This window comes from Planomonospora algeriensis (assembly GCF_977012225.1).
The window spans coordinates 1-18,455 of sequence record NZ_CDRNDK010000083.1; the positions used below are offsets into that span (position 1 = coordinate 1).

The following is an 18,455-nucleotide window of genomic DNA, read 5'->3' on the forward strand; positions in this document are numbered from 1 at the left end:
GGTGCGGTGGTAGGTACGGCGAGGCCGGTGGCCGGTGCGCGGCCCGAGTGCGGCCTCGGCCGTGACCGGCCCCCAGGCCACATGCGCGGCCGGGGTCCGCGACGCTGGGCCGTGCGGCGGCGCGCCGCGCCGCCGCCTTGACCCATGTGGCGGGTGCCCAGATGCAGCACGCGAGCGAGCGCATGACGTCGGCTCTCTGGGGCGACGGGTGACGAGCGGTGGGGGGCGGACGGGCGGCACCTGCAACCCCGAGCCTTCGGAGATGGAAAAGGCCCTCTCCCCGGATCTGGGAGAGGGCCTCTGATCTGCGGAGGCTCGGGGATTTGAACCCCGGATGGGCGGTAAACCCAAACCGCATTAGCAGTGCGGCGCCATAGACCTGACTAGGCGAAGCCTCCTGGTAGCCATGTGGCTCAGCACAGAGTACCGGCGATCGGGCGGGGCGGCAAAGCGATTGCCTGGCGCGTCGGCCGTGCATCCCCCGAAGGGTTATCCACCATCTGTGGATAACTCCGTCCACACCTGTGGACAGAGTCGTGGACGTCCAGGTGAGGACCAGGGTAAACCTGTGGATTCTCTATGGGTGAGACAAGAAATCTCGCCTGCTGAACATGTGCGAGGCTCCTCGCCGGACCGGCGAGGAGCCTCGCACACGGGCTCCGGAGATCAGGCGGCGGGGTTGGCCTCGCCCTCGATCTCGATCTTGATCTTCTTGCCGACGAGCACGCCACCGGTCTCCAGCGCCTGGTTCCAGGTGAGGCCGAACTCCTCGCGGTCGATCTCGGTGGTGATGGAGAAACCCCAGACCTCCTGGCCCCACGGGTTGGTGCCGGCGCCGCCGTACTCGACGGTGAGCTCGACCGGCTTGGTGACGTCACGGATGGTCAGGTCGCCCGCGAGGGTGAACTCGTCACCGGAGTGGCCGACGACCCGCGTGCTGCGGAAGGTCAGCTCGGGGAACTTCTCGACGGCGAGGAAGTCGTCGCTGCGCAGGTGACCGTCACGGTCGGCCACACCGGTGTTGATGCTCTCGGTCTTGATCGTGAGCTCGGCGGAGGACTCCAGGGGGTTCTCGGCGATCGTCACGGTGCCGGCGAAGTCGCCGAAGCCGCCGCGGACCTTGCTCACCATCATGTGCTTGACGACGAAGCCGATGCTGGTGTGGGCGGCGTCGAGCGCGTAGCTGCCGGCGGCGGGGATCTGGAGGTTCTCCCAGGTGCGAGTGCTCATCGTGTTCTCCCGAGGGGATGGTTGCTGCGTAGACGTTTGCGTCAACATATTTCTACAGGAGGAATATTCCTCCCGTCAACTATCGTCCGATACAGTGTGAACGTGCTTCCCTTAGACGACCCCCGGCTGACCGCGATGGGCCTCCTCTCCGAGGTCTCCACCGGGCTGTCGGACAAGACGCTCCCCACCCTCGCGGCAGCGGGGCTCTCCGAGATCGACTTCGAGACCCTGATCCGCCTGGCGCGCTCTCCGGGGCAGCGCCTGCGGATGAGCGACCTGGCCGCGCAGACCACCCTGTCCACCAGCGGCGTGACCAGGGTCGTGGACCGGCTGGAACGTGAGGGCCTGGTCGCGCGGGAGGCGTGCGCCACGGACCGCCGGACGTCGTACGCGGTGATCACTGAGGCCGGCCTGGCGCGGCTCGGCGGCGTGCTGCCGCAGCACCTGGTGGACATCGAGACCTGGCTCACCGGGCTGCTCCCCCCCGACCGCCTCGCGGCCTTCCTCGACGCGCTCAGGACCGTCCGCGACGCGGTACGGCCCTGCGCCACGGCGGGCGCCCAGGCCGGGTCCGCCGCAGAGCCCGAGTCCTGCGAGCACCCTCCCGGGCAGCCGCCCTCCCGGCAGCCCCCCGAGAGCCGCGGCCGGTGACCCGGAACGCTCCAGGGAAGGTCCGGAGAAGGCCCGCGGAGGGTCCGGGGACGAAGGATCAGGCCCGGGGACAGAGTCAGGGCTGAGGGCGAAGGGCCAGGTCCGGGAACGGAGGGCCAGGACTGAGGACGGAGGGTCAGGGCTGGGGTTCGAGCCGCCGTTCCTGGACCTCGAGGGCGCAGCGGAGTTTGGCCATCCCGCGTGAGACCGTGCTCTTGACCGTGCCGACGCTGACGCCCAGGGCCTTGGCGATCTCCGGCTCGGTCATGTCCTCGTAGTAACGCAGCACGATCGCGGCCCTCATCCGGGCGGGCAGCCCGTCGAGAGCCTGCTCCACCCGTTCGGGCAGATGCCGCTGGACGCCGGTGGCGACCGGCTCGGGCACCTCCTCCGACGGATACTCCTCCAGCTTGCGCCGCCGCCACCACGAGATGTTGATGTTGACCATCGCCCGGCGCACGTAGCCGTCCAGGGCCGCACGGTCCTCGATGCGGTCCCAGGCCATATAGGTCTTGGCCAGCGCCGCCTGGAGCAGGTCCTCGGCGTCGTTCGGGTTCCCGGTGACCTGGCGGGCGGCGCGCAGCAGCGCAGGCCCGCGAGCAACGACGTACTCGCGGAACTCGTCGTGGGTCTCCCCGGTCACCGCGATCACCCGCCCTGTGGTCAAGGTGTCTCCCGTGGCCAGAATCGCAGCCGGAGCGCCTGATCCGGCTGAACCGCGATCCAGGTTTCATCCCCCCGGCCGTAAAGATCGCACCAACCGCCCCACCGACTGCCGAGAGACCGTTAGGCACCGTTTCGCCCGTCATGGGGGACAGGCGTTCCACTGGGGAGGGAAATCCTGATACCTGGTCGGATACCTGACGGAATTATCGGGGGAAGCCGACAGCAGGACATCTCCAAGCATGTGACGCTGACGGGACGTCCCGCCGAGAACAGGAGAACCACGATGCCCCAGCGGAGCGTCGACCGCCGCCGGGCGCTGGCCTCGGCCGCGCTCGGCCGCCCCCTCGCGGACCCCGGGCCCGTCCCCGGCGACGGTGAGCTCCTGCACGCCGTCACCGGCACGGTCCTGGACGCCAGCCCGCACCTGATCATCATCGAGACCCCGGACGGCGAGGAGGAACGGCTCGTCATCGCCCCCTGGGCGACCGCCTGGCGCGGTGACACCGTGGCCCCGGCCGACCTGCCCCCCGGCGCCAACGTGGTCATCAGGGCGTTGAAGGCCGGCCGGGTCGTCGACCGGATCTGGGCCGACACCACCCGGATCACCGGCGTGATCCAGGAGGTCGGCCCCGGTGCCCGGGACCGCACGGTCGAGCTCTACTGCGGGCCGCACCGGGGTCTGCGGAGCGTCGTCATCCCCTACGCGGTCTCGGGGCGGCTCCGGGTCCGGCATCCGAAGTTCGAACCCGGCTACCTGTTCGACGCCGTCGGCGTCGTCGAGGACGGCGTGGCCCACGCCCGGCTGCCCGCGACCTCGCAGCCGCCCTACCGGTGGACGTCCGTACCCGAGCCGCCCCTCGCCTACGGTGGTGCGCAACCGCACATCTCGGGCACCGCGACCTGGTCCGACGGATTCGACTTCGGCGAGCGAGGAGCCGCCTACCCGATGCTGGAGTCCTCCGACGCCGAGTGCGACGAGGTGGGGCGCTCCTGTGCGAGACTGCCGTACCTCGCCCTGGGATCGGCGCTCGACGTGCGCAACGTGTGCACCGGCCGCACCTCGGTGGTGCCGGTCGTGACGTGCGGCTGCCTCGCCGGCCGGTTCTGCGACCGGTGCCTGGAGTGCGGCACCTCCCCGCGAGGCCGGATCGTCGAACTGTCGCCGGCCTCCTTCGTGGAGCTCGGCGGGGAGCTGACCAAGGGTTGTTTCAACACCCGGATCGCGTTGGGGTGACATAGGTGACGACGCAGATGACAGAGACGCTGAGGACGATCGCCGCCGCCCAGCTCCCGGTGCTGAGCCTGCTGCTGGCCCTCGGCACGGTGGCCAAGGTCCGGACCGCCCGGGGCGACGCGGGACTGGGCGGGATGAGCGGGCTGGGACCGGCCGTGCTGGTGCCCGAGCACTGGCGCGCGCCCGTGATGCTCGGCTGCGCGGCGGGGGAGGCGATCCTGCTGGGCGGGCTGATGGCCACCGGTCATCCCGCCTTCCGGTGGGGGACGACCGCGTTCTTCGCGGTGGCCACCTACGTCCTGTGGGAGTTGCGCCGCCGCCGTCCCGACGTGGGCTGCGGCTGCTTCGGCGAGGTCAGCGCGGTCCCGGTGGGCTTCCGTTCGTTCGCCCGCACCGTGGTGCTGACGGCCATGGCGGCCGGGACCGTGTGGGCCGGGACGGTGCCGGGGTGGTCCGTGCTGGCCGGGATCTCCTGGACCGGAGCGCTGGCGGTGACCGGGGGACTGCTGCTGGTCGCCGTGTTCTCACCGGAGATCGAGGAGACCGCCGCCCGGCTCCGGCACCGCGCCCCCTGCGAGGAGCGTCCGGCGGACGCCGCGACGGCCGCCGCCCGGCTCCGCTCCAGTACGGCCTGGCGGACCTATGCGGGGTCGCTGACGAGCACGGAGCCGGTCGACAGCTGGCGGGAGCTCTGCTGGCGGTTCTTCGTCCACGAGGGACGGGGCCCGGACGGCGAGCCGGTGGACGTGGTCTTCGCCGTCTACCTGAGCGGCCGCAAGCCCGCGGTCCGGGTGGCGCTGGTCGGACCGGACGGGCAGGCGGTCGGGACCGTCCCGGCGCCGGAGCCCGCGACGGTCGAGGACGGGGCCGCAGGCTCCCACGCCCTCGCGGCACGCGATCATTGATCTCTGTACGGCTGTCCGGACTCAAGGCCCGGTCTCCCAAGGTCCGGCCTCCCAAGGTCCGGACGGAGAGGTCAGCCGGTGAAGCCCCGCACCAGCGCGACGAGCGCCGCCGCGCCGATCAGCGCGAGGTAGCCGAGCACCAGCCGGGTGTCGCGGAGCAGGCACCTGCTCCGGGTCAGCCCGGCGCGGCGCGCCCGCAGGTAGCCGGTGAAGCCGAGCACCGCGAAGCCGAGCACCACCCATGCGCCGCCGAGCCAGGCCAGCAGCGCCACGGTCGCGTAGACGCACAGCCGGAGCGGATCGTACGGCTGCGCGCCGTTCGCTCCCGGCCCCGTCGCGGAATCCGGCCCCTCCCCGGCGGTCGTCCGCCCCATCGCGGAATCCGGCCCGGCGGCCACCCGTTCGGCCCCGGAACCCCGTCCCGCCGCGGGATCCCCTCCGGCGGGAGCCGTACGCCCCGTCACGTGAGCTCCACCAGCGGGAGCCGTACGCCCGGGTCGGTCGCGGCCACCGCGGAGAGCCGCTGGCGGGAGAGCGCCGGCCAGGCCTGGACGGCGCAGAACGGGGCGCACTGGTCCTGGTCCGCGCGGGTGCCGACGTGGACGCAGCACTGGACCAGACGCTCCTCCAGCATCGTCGACATGTCCATGAACGGCTTCACGGTGATCCGGACCACGCGCTCGCCGAGCATCCGTCGGAGCCTCCCGCGTCGGCCGGGCAGCGCCGAGGAGGCCAGCGCCAGCAGGGTGGACACGCCCAGGTCGCAGTTCTCGCAGATGTTCCGCCACAGGTCGCCGATCTGCGGGTGCGAGAGCGACGACTGCTCCGACAGCAGCCCGAGCAGCGACTCCTGTACGGCCTGGCGCAGCTCGCGCGGGATCTCCCGGTCGGCGATCCGGTTGGCCACCAGGCCGAGGTGCTCCTTGAGCCGGTCGTGGCCGATCAGGGCCGTCAGCGACCGCCACGCGCCGGAGTCGTCGCGGATCAGGTAGCCGACCGAGCAGCAGTGCGGGTGCGAGCACGGCAGCGCGGTCAGGTCGCGCCAGGTGACGGTGCCGCCGGTCTGCGGGCCGAGGCGGGCGAGCACCCCGGTGTGGGTCAGCCGATCGAGCGGGTCGATCGCCGCCGACCGGCCGGAGCCGAACTGCGGCTGCAGGGAGACGCCGCCCACGTAGGGGGTGTCGAGCGCGAGCCGTACCACGTCGCCGATCTCGCCGTCGTTGACGCCGAGGGCGGCGGTCATGACCAGGGTCGTGAAGATCCCCCGCTCCGACAGCCGCCGTACGGCCTCCGCCTTGAGCGCGCGCAGGTCCCCGCCCCGGTGGTGGCGCGAGGCCGCGGCGGAGGTCCCGTCGTACTGCAGGTAGACCTCCACCCGCTCGCGGTGCGCGGTGAGCAGGTCGAGCAGCGCGTCGTCGCGGGCGACGGCGACGCCGTTGGTGTTGACCAGGATCCGGGTGACCGGCCGGGCGGTGAGCTCGGCCAGGAGCGTCCCCAGCTCCGGGTGGAGGGTGGGCTCCCCGCCGCTCAGCATGAGCACGTCCAGGCGGCCGTTCTCCCTGGCCAGGCGCTGGTCGACGTTGGCCAGGACGTCGGCGACCGGGACCACTCCGCGCAGGTCGGGCGAGGAGCCGGCGAAACAGGTGGGGCAGCGCAGGTTGCAGGTCTCGGCGATGTCCTCCAGCAGGATGCAGGTGTGCTGGGTCTGCATCTCCGGGAGCCCCCGCAGGTACGCCGCGGGGACCGGGTCGAAGTTCCCGGGGGTGTCGGGGACGTGGGCCTTGGTGGGGGCGGTCCATTCCTCCAGGTAGGCGAGGATCTCCGGGTCCTCGTCGTAGAGGGTGCGCACCAGGCCGTGGACGCGGCAGCCGCGCTCCAGGAACACCCGGCCGTCGCGTTCGGCGAGGTAGCCGGTCAGGCGCGGCACGTCGTGGAGAGGGCGTTCGGGGTCCTCGTCGTGGCAGCGCGGGCAGAAGGCGTTGACGTAGCGGAGGACGCGGTCGCCCCGCAGCCCCATCCCACCCGTCCCGGGGGTCCCGGGGGTCCCGGCGGTCCCGGTCACAGGTAGACCCCCGGGTTGACGCCCGTGCAGAATCCCGCACTGACGATCGAGACCAGCGCCCAGCCGGCCATGAGACCGATCCCCAGCCCCTTGGACCAGGGTTCGCCCCTCCGGACCAGCCAGATCCCGCCGCCGAAGGTCCCCAGCGCCAGGACCACCGCCGCCACCCCGATGCCCACGGGCGATCCGGTGGAGAACGCGAGGAGCGCCATCAGCACGTTGGCCGCGATGAAGACGAGGAGGCCGACGAACGCCAGTCCCACGACCACCCCCGTGGAGCCGGCGGACGGGGGCCGCCCGTCCCATCCCGGCGGAGGGCCCTGCGGACCGAGCTGCGGGCCGTAGCCGTACGGTCCCGGCCGGCCGTACGGGCCCTGGGACGGCTCCCCCGGCCGGCCGTACGGGCCTCTGGACGGTTCCTCCGGAGGCCCCGGTGGACCGGGTGGTCCCGGCGGGCCTTGGGGCGGTTCCTCCGGCGGGCCCGGCGGTTCCTGGGGCGGCGTGGTCATGCTCGGGCCTCCTGTCTGCGGACGAGCGCGTCGTAGAAGCCCCGGCGGTAGCCGTACCGGAGCCTGAGGGCGACCAGCAGCAGGCCCGGGACGAGGAACCACTGCGGGCGGGTGAGGTCCAGCCAGACCGTCTCGTTCGCTCGGGTGAACTCCACCAGGAACCGGAAGACGGCGTAGGCCGCGACGTAGAGGGTGAACAGCTCACCCGGCCGGTGATCCTGCTCCGCAGCCACCAGAGCGCGCCGAAGGCCGCCAGCTGGAAGGCGGCCTCGTACAGGAACGACGGGTGCATGGCCTGCCCGGTCAGGCAGCCGGGGCAGGCGGGTGTGGTGGCGGGGGCGTGCACCCCCCACGGCAGGTCCGTGGGTCGGCCGGGGGCCTCGGTGAGGTGGCAGCCGATCCGGCCGACCGCCATGCCGAGCGCGACCGCGGGCGCGAACAGGTCACCGGTCCGCTCCCGGTAACCGATCAGCCGCTTGGCGACGAGCACGCCCGCGTAGGCGCCGGTCAGCCCGCCCAGGATGCTCCGGGAGCCGAACATCCAGGCTTCCAGCAGGCTCGGATTGAGCGCCGGGTCGAGGTGCTCGGCCCAGCCGGACAGCCGCATGCCGACCGCCCCGCCGACCAGCGCCCCGGTGACCGCCACCAGCGACTGCTCGGCCGGCGCGCCCTGCGGCGGGCCTCGGCGACGAAGACCGCCGCCGCGGCCAGCACCCCCAGGGCGACGAAGAGGCCGTGCACGGGCACGGCCGCCCCGCCGACCCCGATCATCGGCTCCATCCCGCCACATTAGATGTGAGAACGCCTCCGGACCATCACCTCCACCCGGCCGGAAACCGTGCCCGGACGCGTGCCCGGATGCGATGAGTCCGGGTGCGATGGGCCCGGACGCGCGCCCAGGTGCGGTAAGTCCGGGTGCGATGGGCCCGGACGCGCGCCCAGGTGCGATGAGTCCGGGTGCGATGGGTCCGGACGCGCGCGCCGCCACCCGGTGCGACCGGTGGCTACGCTGATGACCCGCCGGATCGGTCCGTTGTGAGGTGGCAGCAGGTGGGAAGGTCTCCGTTCATGACGCGCGCCCGGACCGCCCTCGCCATCACCGTCGCCTACCTCATGGTGAGCGCCTGCGGCGGTTCCGAACCCGTCACCGCCCCCACGACGCCGCCTCCGCCGTCCGTCCCGCGCCCCTCGTCCCCGTCTCCTTCGCCATCTCCGTCACCGTCACCGTCACCGTCACCGACGGACTCGCCCTCCGTGACCCCGTCACCGTCCCTGTCTCCCGGCGGAACGGACGGACCGGGCGGAACGGCCTCCCCGGAGGCGTCGCCGTCCGCCGGGGCCGCTTCACCGCTCCCCTCGCAGACTCAGCCCCCGGCCGCGCCCCCGGAGTTCGCCGCGAAGGTCACCCGTGTCGCCCGCGAGCGCCTGCCGTACTCCTGGCGCAAGGGCTGCCCCGTCCCGGTGAAGGACCTGCGGCTGATCACGATGACCTACTGGGGCTTCGACGACCGGCCGCACACCGGCGAGTTGGTCGTGCACGAGGACGTCGCCGACGACGTCGTCACCGTCTTCGGCCGGCTGTACGACTGGCGCTGGCCGATCTACCGGATGGTGCTCGTCGACGTCTACAAGGGCGACGACTTCGATTCGATCGACGCCGACAACACCTCGGCCTTCAACTGCCGCCCGGCGACCGGCTCCAGCAGCTGGTCCCGGCACGCGTACGGCAAGGCCATCGACATCAACCCCCGCGAGAACCCCTACGTCTCCGCGAACGGCTCGGTCGCCCACAAGAACGCCCGCAGGTTCGCCAAACGCCCGGTGAACGCCCCCGGCGTGATCAACCCCGGCGACAAGGTGGTCCGGGCCTTCGCGAAACTCGGCTGGGAGTGGGGCGGCTCGTGGTCCGGGATCAAGGACTACCAGCACTTCAGCAAGGGCGGCGGCTGAGACCCGGGCCGGCGTCGAGGTAAGGCCTGACCTGCCGTCCGGCCTCTCCTCGGTTCTCGGTGTCTCCTGCCGCCTCACCCCTCGTGTGCCCTCGTCGTGTCCTGTCCTCGCAGATCCGGCTGACCCTAGGCGCCGGTCCGACCGCCCGTGAGAGCAGAACCGATCACGCGGCTGAAGGGGCTGACGACCATCGTCACCTCTGTGCGGCATTTGCCGTGAGCCTCGGTGACTCTCGCGGTCACGATTCGCGGCGGTCCTCGCCAGGCGATGCATCCGATCGATTCGAAATCGCAGGGCATGCGGCCGCGTGAACCGCAGGGATACCGTCAGTTAATGAATCCGTGGCGCCGTAGATGCTCGATCGCGTCAGGCTGACTTCGTGTCCACTGTGTGCAGACCGCCCAATGTACCAGGATTCCGTCTTTCTCTTCGAGCAGCACGTCATGGTCACCGACTCCGCCGCATTCCCCCGTTTTCCCATGCGCGCTGCACCGGCCAACGGCTCCGTCCGTGTCGTTGGGGAACCGGCTTGAGTCGTGATCCCGATAGATCTTGATGATGGTGGATTCCATCTATCCACGATCCTCGGTGCGGTGCCGTCCGTCAACGAGCCGAGCGATCGCAACCGTCCATCCTCAGATGGAGCGGTCATCCTGAGAGGGCACTGGATGCCGTCGTCAGAAGGCCGAAATCTTCAGACTGCGCCCAGGTCTGCCGATGCGACCACCGTCGAGTTCGACCACTCGCATAGAGAACCTCCAGGAGAAGCCGACATGAATCCCATCTATATCGCAATAGGCGCCGCATTGAGCTTTATATGCATCAAAAAAGGCTGGAGCCTATGGTGGATGCTGCCGCCACTGGCACTCTTCGTGGCAATCCCCAGCCCCGTGGTGATAATATTTGGCATCATCGCCCTGACTTTCATTCCCAAAAAATCAGTCCCAATGACATTCCGCACAGCGAGCGGCATATCAGAGGCTCTAGTGGGTCGCCAGGTCGACTCCGGCTCCGAGATCGGATATACGATCACCTCGGCACACGTGATCGAAGGAACCATCCGTGAGCACAATCATCAGGTCTACGCCGACGTGGACATCACGCTCTCCAATGGAGAAGTAAAGAGAGCGACATTCGAGGCCCTCGGCGGCAAATGCAGGTTCTTTTATTCCGAATAATGATGCCCTCGACGACATGGAGTCACCCCCATATGTGAGGCCTGTGCCGGATTCCGTTCACCACGGCCAGGGCTTCTCCCAGGACTGAGGTTCGGGGACGACTCCGCTCAGGTAGATGGACTCCTCCAGCAGTCTCGGTGTCAGCTTGATCCCGGTGAGGTGCTCGGCCAGCAGGAACATCGGTCCTTCGTGGGGGTCGGTGAGCGGAGGGTAGGCGGAGTCGATGAGGTTCATGGTCTCGGTGAGTTCGTCCGGCACCTGTTCCAGATAGCCCTCCTGGGCGATGAAGCAGAACCGGATCTCACCGTCCTCGATCCAGTAGAAGTAGTCGAGGGCCTTGATGTCGAGATGGCTGTGGGCGACCACGCGGGTGCCCGCCGACATCGGCATGATCACTTCTTCGGCGAGGCCGTTCCGGCCGGGTTCGATGGTGAACACCCAGTCGCCGACGGTCAGCACGCCGAGGGACACGCCGGAGTCGGTGGCACCGCCCAGTTCCCGGAAGGGCATGGGTACGAACTCTTCCGGGCGGCGCCGCGCCGGACTATCACTTCCTCGGCCGTCAGACCGCGGATGTAGGTGAGGCAGGCGCCGTTCACACGTTCGATGAGCCAGGTGTAATCGTCGGGCGTCGTGATCATCGCGCCATGCTCGCAGAAGCGGCCGACGACACGGGCGCAACCGGTTCACCGATGAGTCGTGAGGCGACCGCTCCGCCGGATCTCCCAGAGCACGTCGACGCCGGTCTCCGCGGGCGCCACCGGCTCCCGGGACACCCGCTCCACCTCGCGGTAGCCCAGGCGCCGGGGTACGGCGCCGCTCGCGTGGTTCGCCGCGTCATGCTTGATCACGATCCGCTCGATCCCGGGCATGGCGAGTCCCTCAGCGGTGAGCGCCCCGGCGGCGGCCGTCATGTGTCCCCGGCCCGTGTGACCGCCGTGCAGCCAGTAGCCGATCTCCAGGGCCCCGGGGCCGACGCGGGCCATCAGGCTGATGGATCCGATGACCGCGCCGTCGTCGGCGAGCCGGAGGACGTAGCCGAACTCGGTGCCCCCGGCCCAGCCCTCCTCCATGCGCCGGATCCAGCCGAGGGCGTCCTCGACCGAGTGCCCGTCGTGGGCCCAGGGCATCCACGGCCGCAGATGCGCGATGGACTCGCTGACCGCCGCCGCGACGCCCTCGGCGTCGGCCTCCCGCACCCGGTGGAGCACGACGGACCCGGCGACGATCTTTTCAGGAGGGGATACCTGTTCCATTGGAACATATTGGTAGCAGCGCCATCACCGCCGCAATCGGGATATCGGTGGACACAGGCTCCCTGCGCCTCCGGACCCTGCCTCCCGCCGCCGGACCGGCGACGACGTGCCCGCACGGAATCCAGGCGCATCCGAACCGCACGGAATCCAGGCGCGTCCGAACCGCGCGTCCCGCCGTCACCCGCGAGGCACGCGTTGCGGTCCGGGCCGCACCGGGTAGTCCCTCTGTCACGGTGGATCACCGGCGTTTCCCGAGGTCGGACGGTCGCACACGGTGATCGCTCCGACCCCCTGGTAAAAGATCCGAGTTGAGGCATCATGGACGCTATGACGGTCGGGGACGGTGACGGCTGGGCCCGGTGCGACCGAGGCCACCGGCACTGGGGCGTATACGGCGCGTCCGGGTTGCTCGCCGTCCACCACGACGCCGCGGGCACCCCCCACGTCCTCATGCAGAAGCGCTCCCTGTGGAGCCACCACGGCGGCACCTGGGGCCTGCCCGGCGGCGCCCGCGACAGCCACGAGGACGCGATCACCGGCGCCCTGCGCGAGGCCCGCGAGGAGGCCGCCCTGTACGGCGACGGCCTCCGCGTCCAGGGCGTCTACCTGGACGACCACGGGGGTTGGTCCTTCGAGACGGTGATCGCCGAGGCCGCGGAGCTGCTGCCGGCGATCCCGGCCAACAGCGAGAGCATCGACCTGCGCTGGCTGCCCGTCGAGGAGATCACCGCCAGGAGGCTCCATCCCGGCTTCGCGGAGAGCTGGCCTGCGATCAGGCCGGCCCTCGGCCCCCTGGTGCTCGTCCTCGACGCCGCCAACATCGTCGGCGCGCGCGCCGAGCACGGCTGGTGGAAGGACCGCGCCGGGGCGGCCGCCAAGTTGCTCTCCGAGGTCGCGGCCCTCGCCGAGGGCGGCCTGCACGCCGTACCCGGGCACCTGCCCGTCCTGGCCCGCTGGTTCCCCCGGATCGTCGCGGTCGTCGAGGGCGCCGCCCGGGAGGTGACCGCGCCGCCCGGCGTCACCGTCCTGGCCGCGCCGGGCAGCGGGGACGACACGATCGTGCGGGCCGTACGGGAGGCCACCGCCTGGGAGCGCGTCCTCGTCGTCACGGCCGACCGCGCCCTGCGCGACCGCGTCACCGAACTCGGCGCCGACGTCACCGGGCCGAGGTGGCTGCTGTCGCAATTGTGAGCGTTCTCCTGATGCGGTCGTCCTCCTGACGTGGTCGTTCTCCCGGCGTGAGCGTTTGCCGGTGTCGTCGTTCTCCCGGCGTGAGCGGTTCCGGGTGTGAGCGGTTCCGGGTGTGAGCGGTTCCGGGTGTGAGCGGTTCCGGGTGTGAGCGGCCGCCGGGTCAGCGGGTTCCGGGTTGAAGGAGCCCCGACTCGTAGGCGGTGATGACCGCCTGCACCCGGTCGCGCAGGCCCAGCTTCATCAGGACGTTGCTCACGTGCGTCTTGACCGTGTGCTCGCTCACCACCAGTTCGACGGCGATCTCCGCGTTGGACAGCCCCCGGCCCAGCAGGACCAGCGTCTCGCGTTCGCGCTGAGTCAACCCGTCCAGCCCGCCCGGTCCGGACGGTCCGGACGGGACCGGAACCGGGACCGGACGCGGGCGCCGGCTCACCATGTCGTCGATCAGCCGCCTGGTCACGGACGGGGCCAGCAGCGAGTCCCCGGCCGCCACGACGCGAACCGCGTGGACCAGGTCGTCCCGGCGCACGTCCTTGAGCAGGAAGCCGCTCGCCCCGGCGTGCAGCGCGTCGTAGACGTAGTCGTCCTGGTCGAAGGTGGTGAGCATGAGGACCCGGGTACCGGTCTGCGCGCACACCGTGCGGGCTGCCTCGATGCCGTCCATCCGCGGCATCCGGATGTCGAGGAGCAGCACGTCCGGCCGGTGCCTGCGGACGGCCGCGATCGCCTCGACGCCGTCACCGGCCTCCCCGGCGACCGTGATGTCCGGCTGCGCGTCGAGGATCATCACGAAACCGCTGCGCACCAGTTCCTGGTCGTCGGCGATCACCACGCTGATCGTCACCGGATCACCCCCGCGGTCTCGCGGAAGGGCAGCCGTACGGACACCCGGAACCCGGTCCCGCCCGGGGCACGGCCGAACGCGGCGCTGCCCCCGCAGGCCGCGGCCCGCTCGCGGATGCCGATCAGCCCGTTGCCGTTCGTCCACTCCCTGCCGTCCCGTCCGGCACCGTCCCGTCCGGCACCGACCGCTCCGGTGCCACCGACCGGTCCGGTGCCACCGACCGGCCCTCCCTCCGCGGAGGTGGAGCGCCGGGCCTCCCCGGAGCGGCCCGCGGACGCGGGGCCCCGGCCGTCATCCGTGACAGTGATCATGAGCGCGTCGTCCTTCCAGTCGAGGCGGACCTCCGCCGCGGCGGCGCCGGCGTGCCTGACGATATTGGTGAGCGACTCCTGGACGATCCGATAGGCCGCCACCTCGACGTCGGCGGGTGGTTCCGCCGGGGTGCCGACGGTGGTCAGGGACACCCGGAGACCGTCCGACGCGACCCGGCCGACCAGGTCGGGGATCCGGTCCAGGGTGGGCTGCGGGTCCCTCGGCCCTTCGGACTCCTTCAGCAGGCCGAGCATCCGCCGGAGCTGCGCCATCGCCTCCCGGCCCGCGGTGGCGATCGTCTCGAAGGCGGTCTCCGCCCGTTCCGGGTTCGACCGTACGGCGAGCGGCCCGGCCTCGGCCTGGACCACCATGACGCTCACCGCGTGGGCGAGGATGTCGTGCATGTCCCGGGCGATCCTGGCGCGTTCGCGTTCCGCCGCGCGCTCCGCCTCGATCTCGCGCTCGCGCTCCAGCCGTACGGCCCGCTCCTCCAGCCCGGCGGCGTAGGCGCGGTGCACCGCCACCGCCCTGCCGAGCGCGTAGGCGGCGGCCCAGGTCACCATCCCCCGCACGAACGTGGGCACGGAGCCCACCGAGAGCAGGGAGCCGCAGAGGACGATCGCGGCCCCGGCGAAGCGCCGCCCGCGGGAGCAGCGTTCGGCCACGGTGTAGGTGGCGACCATCCAGCCGTACCAGATGGGCTGGGCCGGGTTGTCCGGGTCGTTGAGGGAGTACAGGCCCGAGGCGGCGAGGGTGAGGACCAGCACCGCGAACGGGTACCGGCGGCGCGCGAGCAGCGGCAGCGCGGAGGCGAGGACGGGGAGGTAGTGGGCCGTCGTCCACGGTCCCTCACCGAGGCGGCGCGTCTCGTACAGGAACGGCACCGACTGGGCGGCGAGCACCAGGACGGTCAGCGCCGTGTCCAGCACGAGGGGCGGAAGCGCCCGTACCCGCCCGGCCAGGGAGCCGGTCAGGTCTCGACCAAAGGGGAGAAGGGCATGGCATCGGAGTATCCCGGACCATCCCGGGCGTCCGGCTCCCCCGTGCAGGGGATGTCCGCGACCCGCCGGGGCCCGGAATCGCCCGTGCGGGGGAGGCGCTCCCCCGCACGGGCGAGCCGGGGAACCGCTCCCATCGGCGATCATTTCCGAGCCGGAGGAGGTCAGGCTCGGAGAACGCACACCGAGCCGTTGGGAGCCCCCGAAATGAACGTCCGCACCGCCTTCGTCGCCGCACCCCTGCTCGTCTTCGCCTACGGGGTGATCCGGATCCTCGACGGCCTCGACGGCAGCCGGGGTCCCGGCCTCGCCTGGACCTCCGGCCACCTCGCCTTTCTGGCGGCTCTGGCCTTGTTCGTCCCGATCTTCTGGGAGCTGCGCCGGATGGCGGGCCGGAACGCCGTCGCCACCGTGAGCGCCGTCCTCGGGACCGCCGGGGTCCTCGCCCTCGCCGCGCAGTTCACCATCGACATCGCGATCGGGTTCATGTCCGCCGACCACGACGCCATGGGTGTGCTGTTCGACCGGGTGCAGGCCGTTCCGGGCGTCTCGTTCGTGGTCTACGACGGTGTCCCCCTGCTGTTCTTCGTCGCCCAGTTCGCCCTCGTCCTCCAGCTCGCCGTCGGCGGCCGGGTCCGGGCCTGGACGCCCGTCCTGGTCATGGCCGACCTGCTGCTCCCGTTCTTCGAGAAGGACCTGATCCCGCTGGGCGCCCTGTTCCTGCTCGTCTCCTTCGCCCCCCTCGCCCGCCGGTCGGCCGAGCCCGCCCGATCCACCGTGAACGCCCGATCCACCGTGAACGCCCCGTGAACCTTCTGGGAGCGCTCCGTGAACCTCCCGGGAGCGCTCCATGAATGTTCCACGTGGAACATCGGCGGCGTCCGGTACGGCGGGACCCTCTGGCACCATGGGGGGCATGTCTCGTCTCCACACCGATCCGCAGCGGGCGTGGGCAGATGAGGACGGAGCGCTCCCCCCGGACTCCTGGGGCCGTGACCTCTCCTCGGGGCGCGTCCTCCCCTGGGGTTTCATGCTCGTCATCGCCCTGCTGGTCGTGGGGCGGTTCGCACTCGCCCCCCACCTGACCTCTGCGGCGCTGCGGACCTGGGCCACGATCTTCGTGGCCATCTGCGTGCAGGCCCTGCCGTTCCTGGTCTTCGGGGTCGCCCTGTCCGCCGCGATCACCGCGTTCGTCCCGGCCTCGTTCTGGACCCGGGCGCTGCCCGCACGTCCCTCGGCGGCCGTGCCCGTCGCCGGGATCGCGGGCGCGGTGCTCCCGGGCTGCGAGTGCGCGTCGGTCCCGGTCGCGTCGGGGCTGATGGCCCGGGGGGTGACCCCGGCCGCCGCGCTGGCCTTCCTGCTCGCCTCACCCGCGATCAACCCGATCGTGCTGGTCGCGACCGCCGTCGCCTTCCCCGGCCAGCCGCTGATGGTCGCCGCGAGGTTCGGCGCCTCGCTGGTCGTCGCGGTGCTCGTCGGCTGGCTCTGGCTGCGGTTCGGTCGGAGCGAGTGGCTGCGGATCCCGTCCCGCCCGCACGGCGGGGGTTCGAAGCTCGTCGCGTTCGGCGAGGCCATGCGGCACGACCTGCTGCACGCCGGCGGGTTCCTCATCGTCGGCGGCCTGGCCGCCGCCACGCTCAACGTGCTCGTCCCCCGCGAGTGGCTGACCGCCGTGGCCCAGATCCCCTGGCTGGCGGTGCTGGTCATGGCCCTGCTCGCCGTGCTGCTGTCGATCTGTTCGGAGGCCGACGCGTTCGTGGCCGCCTCGATGACCGCGTTCTCACCGACCGCGAAGCTCGCCTTCCTGGTGGTCGGGCCGATGGTCGACCTCAAGCTGATCGCGCTGCAGATCGGCACGTTCGGCCGCGCGTTCGCGGTCAGGTTCGTCCCACTGACCTTCGCGCTCGCCGTACTGGTGAGCGCCCTGTCCGGATGGCTGCTGCTGTGAACCGTCTGTCCCAGAGCCTGGTCCTGGCCCTGCTGGGCGGCGCCGTACTGCGGATCTCGGCGTTCTCCACGACCTACCTGAACTACGTCAAACCCGGTTTCCGGCCGTTCCTGATCGGCGCCGGGGCGGTGCTGCTGGTCCTCGGCCTCACCGGCCTGGTCCAGGCGTGGCGGGTGAAGGAGGACCACCGGGCCGCGCACGGGCACGGGCATGAGGGCGAGGGCGGAGAGACCGACGGGGGCGGCGCCGACCACGCGCACGGACCTGCGCACGAACACGGGCAAGAACACGGGCACGGGCACGGCGGTCCGCGGGTCGCCTGGTTGCTGTGCCTGCCGGTGTTCGCCATCTTCCTGATCGCGCCGCCCGCCCTGGGCTCGTTCGCCGCCGCCCGCTCCGACGACACGCCCCGGCCCCGCTCGCAGGCGCTCAGCGCCTTCACCCCGCTGACCGGCGACGGCCCGGTGGACATGAAGATCGGCGAGTTCATCGGCCGGGCCTGGGACGACGAGAAGAAGTCCCTCACCGGCCGCCAGGTCCGGCTGACCGGCTTCGCCGTACCGTCCAAGAAGCAGGGCCAGTGGTACCTCACCCGCATGCAGCTGGCCTGCTGCGCCGCGGACGCCTTCCCGCTGAAGGTCGCGATCAAGGGGATCCCCGCGCCGCCCGCCGACACCTGGGTCGAGGTGACCGGCACCTGGATCCCGCCGAAGTTCGAGAAGATGCCCAACGGGGTGGTCCATCCGGAGTTGTCCGCCACGGACCTGGTGAGGATCGACGCCCCCGCCGAGCCGTACGAGGAGTAGGAACGGGAGGAACGCCCCGAAGACGGGCCGGTGGTCTCCATCGCCACTCGGGACCGAGCGGCGTTACGATCACCTGCATCCGTTCCCACCGGCCCCGGAGACCGAAGTGGGCTACCCGCCGCAGTACGGCCCGCCGTCCAGGGGCGAGACGGGCCGCGGCCTGACCGTGATCGTCCTCATGGTCGCCGGGCTGATCATCGGGACGGTCGTCGCCGTGCTCACGGTGCTGGACCCGTCCGCGGCGCAGGGTTCCCCGGCGGCCTCCGCGAGCACCTCGGACACCCCGGGCGACGCCCGGTCGGAGGAGGCGGTACGGCAGGCCGCCCAGACCGCGTTCGATGCCTACGCGGGCGGACGGTCCGGTGACTTCTGGGACCTGTGGAGCACCCGGGCCCGATCGTCGATCGCACGCGAGGAGTACGTGCGGCTGTTCCAGCTCTGCCCGCAGCTCGTCGCCGGTGCGGCGTTCACCGTCACCGACGTCTACGTCACCGGTGACACCGCCCTGGTGTCGGCGAGCCGCGCCGGGGACCCGGCCCCCTACGATTACGACTTCGTCCGGGAGGGCGGCTCGTGGCGGCACGTCCCGCCGCCGGAGGAGCAGGAGGAGTACCGGGACAAGGGCGTCGACCGGATCGTCGCGGAACGCCGGTCCTCGGGCGCCTGCGGCACCCCCGCCCCGGCCTCCTCCGGTCCCACCGCCCCCACCGCCGCC

General features: G+C 71.4%; 19 protein-coding genes, 1 tRNA gene and 2 pseudogenes. 11 read left to right on the top strand and 11 right to left on the bottom strand.

The genetic code is table 11. From position 1 onward, the window contains the following. Nucleotides 1-308: 308 nt before the first annotated feature. Together ACWJ6R_RS11820 and ACWJ6R_RS11825 are read right to left on the bottom strand one after the other, a co-directional pair. Nucleotides 309-398, bottom strand: a tRNA-Ser gene (locus tag ACWJ6R_RS11820). A gap of 268 nt (nt 399-666) precedes the next feature. Next, on the bottom strand, nt 667-1,230 hold the full coding sequence (locus tag ACWJ6R_RS11825; protein WP_449062262.1) for a YceI family protein: 564 nt from the start codon (nt 1,228-1,230) through the stop codon (nt 667-669). A 102-nt stretch (nt 1,231-1,332) separates the two neighbouring features. On the opposite strand from ACWJ6R_RS11825, the gene ACWJ6R_RS11830 reads away from it, so the two are divergent. Continuing rightward, nucleotides 1,333-1,881 carry a MarR family winged helix-turn-helix transcriptional regulator gene (locus tag ACWJ6R_RS11830; protein WP_449062263.1) on the top strand — a complete coding sequence of 183 codons (549 nt, stop codon included), beginning with the start codon at nt 1,333-1,335 and terminating at the stop codon, nt 1,879-1,881. Nucleotides 1,882-2,017: 136 nt separating this feature from the next. On the opposite strand, the gene ACWJ6R_RS11835 is transcribed toward ACWJ6R_RS11830, so the two are convergent. Beyond that, a complete protein-coding gene (locus tag ACWJ6R_RS11835) occupies nt 2,018-2,548 on the bottom strand; it encodes a SigE family RNA polymerase sigma factor (protein ID WP_449062264.1) in 531 nt (176 codons plus the stop codon). A 282-nt stretch (nt 2,549-2,830) separates the two neighbouring features. On the opposite strand from ACWJ6R_RS11835, the gene ACWJ6R_RS11840 reads away from it, so the two are divergent. Both ACWJ6R_RS11840 and ACWJ6R_RS11845 read left to right on the top strand, forming a co-directional pair. Next, complete coding sequence (locus ACWJ6R_RS11840) at nt 2,831-3,781, top strand: hypothetical protein (RefSeq protein ID WP_449062265.1); 951 nt, start codon at nt 2,831-2,833, stop codon at nt 3,779-3,781. Between the two features lie 17 nt (nt 3,782-3,798). Beyond that, nucleotides 3,799-4,686 (top strand): MauE/DoxX family redox-associated membrane protein, encoded by an 888-nt coding sequence (locus ACWJ6R_RS11845; protein ID WP_449062266.1) that lies wholly within the window; start codon nt 3,799-3,801, stop codon nt 4,684-4,686. Between the two features lie 71 nt (nt 4,687-4,757). On the opposite strand, the gene ACWJ6R_RS11850 is transcribed toward ACWJ6R_RS11845, so the two are convergent. From ACWJ6R_RS11850 to ACWJ6R_RS11865, 4 genes and pseudogenes are all read right to left on the bottom strand, one after another. Then, nucleotides 4,758-5,060: a hypothetical protein gene (locus tag ACWJ6R_RS11850; protein WP_449062267.1), complete on the bottom strand. Its 303-nt coding sequence runs from the start codon at nt 5,058-5,060 to the stop codon at nt 4,758-4,760. 86 nt (nt 5,061-5,146) lie between these two features. After that, nucleotides 5,147-6,703, bottom strand: a complete 1,557-nt coding sequence (locus ACWJ6R_RS11855; RefSeq protein ID WP_449062268.1) for a radical SAM protein — start codon at nt 6,701-6,703, stop codon at nt 5,147-5,149. A 41-nt stretch (nt 6,704-6,744) separates the two neighbouring features. After that, nucleotides 6,745-7,011 carry a hypothetical protein gene (locus ACWJ6R_RS11860; RefSeq protein WP_449062269.1) on the bottom strand — a complete coding sequence of 89 codons (267 nt, stop codon included), beginning with the start codon at nt 7,009-7,011 and terminating at the stop codon, nt 6,745-6,747. A 242-nt stretch (nt 7,012-7,253) separates the two neighbouring features. Further along, nucleotides 7,254-7,864, bottom strand: a pseudogene (locus ACWJ6R_RS11865) (prolipoprotein diacylglyceryl transferase). Between ACWJ6R_RS11865 and ACWJ6R_RS11870 the strand changes: the two are divergent. From ACWJ6R_RS11870 to ACWJ6R_RS11880, 3 genes are all read left to right on the top strand, one after another. Then, complete coding sequence (locus tag ACWJ6R_RS11870; RefSeq protein WP_449062280.1) at nt 7,838-8,050, top strand: hypothetical protein; 213 nt, start codon at nt 7,838-7,840, stop codon at nt 8,048-8,050. The pseudogene ACWJ6R_RS11865 and the gene ACWJ6R_RS11870 sit on opposite strands and share 27 nt — an antisense overlap. A gap of 275 nt (nt 8,051-8,325) precedes the next feature. Continuing rightward, nucleotides 8,326-9,207, top strand: a complete 882-nt coding sequence (locus tag ACWJ6R_RS11875; RefSeq protein ID WP_449062270.1) for a M15 family metallopeptidase — start codon at nt 8,326-8,328, stop codon at nt 9,205-9,207. A gap of 536 nt (nt 9,208-9,743) precedes the next feature. Then, entirely contained in the window at nt 9,744-10,385 is a 642-nt protein-coding gene (locus tag ACWJ6R_RS11880; RefSeq protein WP_449062271.1) for a hypothetical protein, read from the top strand. A gap of 57 nt (nt 10,386-10,442) precedes the next feature. Here the strand turns inward: ACWJ6R_RS11880 and ACWJ6R_RS11885 are convergent, their stop codons facing one another. Further along, on the bottom strand, nt 10,443-10,895 hold the full coding sequence (locus tag ACWJ6R_RS11885; RefSeq protein ID WP_449062272.1) for a DUF6461 domain-containing protein: 453 nt from the start codon (nt 10,893-10,895) through the stop codon (nt 10,443-10,445). Nucleotides 10,896-11,071: 176 nt separating this feature from the next. Next, nucleotides 11,072-11,641, bottom strand: coding sequence for a GNAT family N-acetyltransferase (locus ACWJ6R_RS11890; protein WP_449062273.1), 570 nt, complete (start codon nt 11,639-11,641; stop codon nt 11,072-11,074). Nucleotides 11,642-11,968: 327 nt separating this feature from the next. Here ACWJ6R_RS11890 and ACWJ6R_RS11895 point away from each other — a divergent pair, with 327 nt between their 5' ends. After that, entirely contained in the window at nt 11,969-12,832 is an 864-nt protein-coding gene (locus ACWJ6R_RS11895) for an NUDIX hydrolase (protein ID WP_449062274.1), read from the top strand. 160 nt (nt 12,833-12,992) lie between these two features. Here the strand turns inward: ACWJ6R_RS11895 and ACWJ6R_RS11900 are convergent, their stop codons facing one another. Continuing rightward, entirely contained in the window at nt 12,993-13,676 is a 684-nt protein-coding gene (locus ACWJ6R_RS11900) for a response regulator transcription factor (RefSeq protein WP_449062275.1), read from the bottom strand. Then, entirely contained in the window at nt 13,673-14,917 is a 1,245-nt protein-coding gene (locus tag ACWJ6R_RS11905) for a sensor histidine kinase (RefSeq protein WP_449062276.1), read from the bottom strand. The genes ACWJ6R_RS11900 and ACWJ6R_RS11905 overlap by 4 nt, the downstream gene beginning before the upstream one ends. Nucleotides 14,918-15,193: 276 nt before the next feature. Between ACWJ6R_RS11905 and ACWJ6R_RS11910 the strand changes: the two genes are divergently transcribed. From ACWJ6R_RS11910 to ACWJ6R_RS11925, 4 genes and pseudogenes are all read left to right on the top strand, one after another. Then, nucleotides 15,194-15,796, top strand: coding sequence for a hypothetical protein (locus ACWJ6R_RS11910; protein ID WP_449062277.1), 603 nt, complete (start codon nt 15,194-15,196; stop codon nt 15,794-15,796). A 106-nt stretch (nt 15,797-15,902) separates the two neighbouring features. Then, complete coding sequence (locus ACWJ6R_RS11915; protein WP_449062278.1) at nt 15,903-16,934, top strand: permease; 1,032 nt, start codon at nt 15,903-15,905, stop codon at nt 16,932-16,934. Beyond that, entirely contained in the window at nt 16,919-17,740 is an 822-nt protein-coding gene (locus ACWJ6R_RS11920; protein WP_449062279.1) for a TIGR03943 family putative permease subunit, read from the top strand. The genes ACWJ6R_RS11915 and ACWJ6R_RS11920 overlap by 16 nt, the downstream gene beginning before the upstream one ends. 106 nt (nt 17,741-17,846) lie before the next feature. Continuing rightward, nucleotides 17,847-18,455, top strand: a pseudogene (locus ACWJ6R_RS11925) (hypothetical protein); the annotation flags it as partial.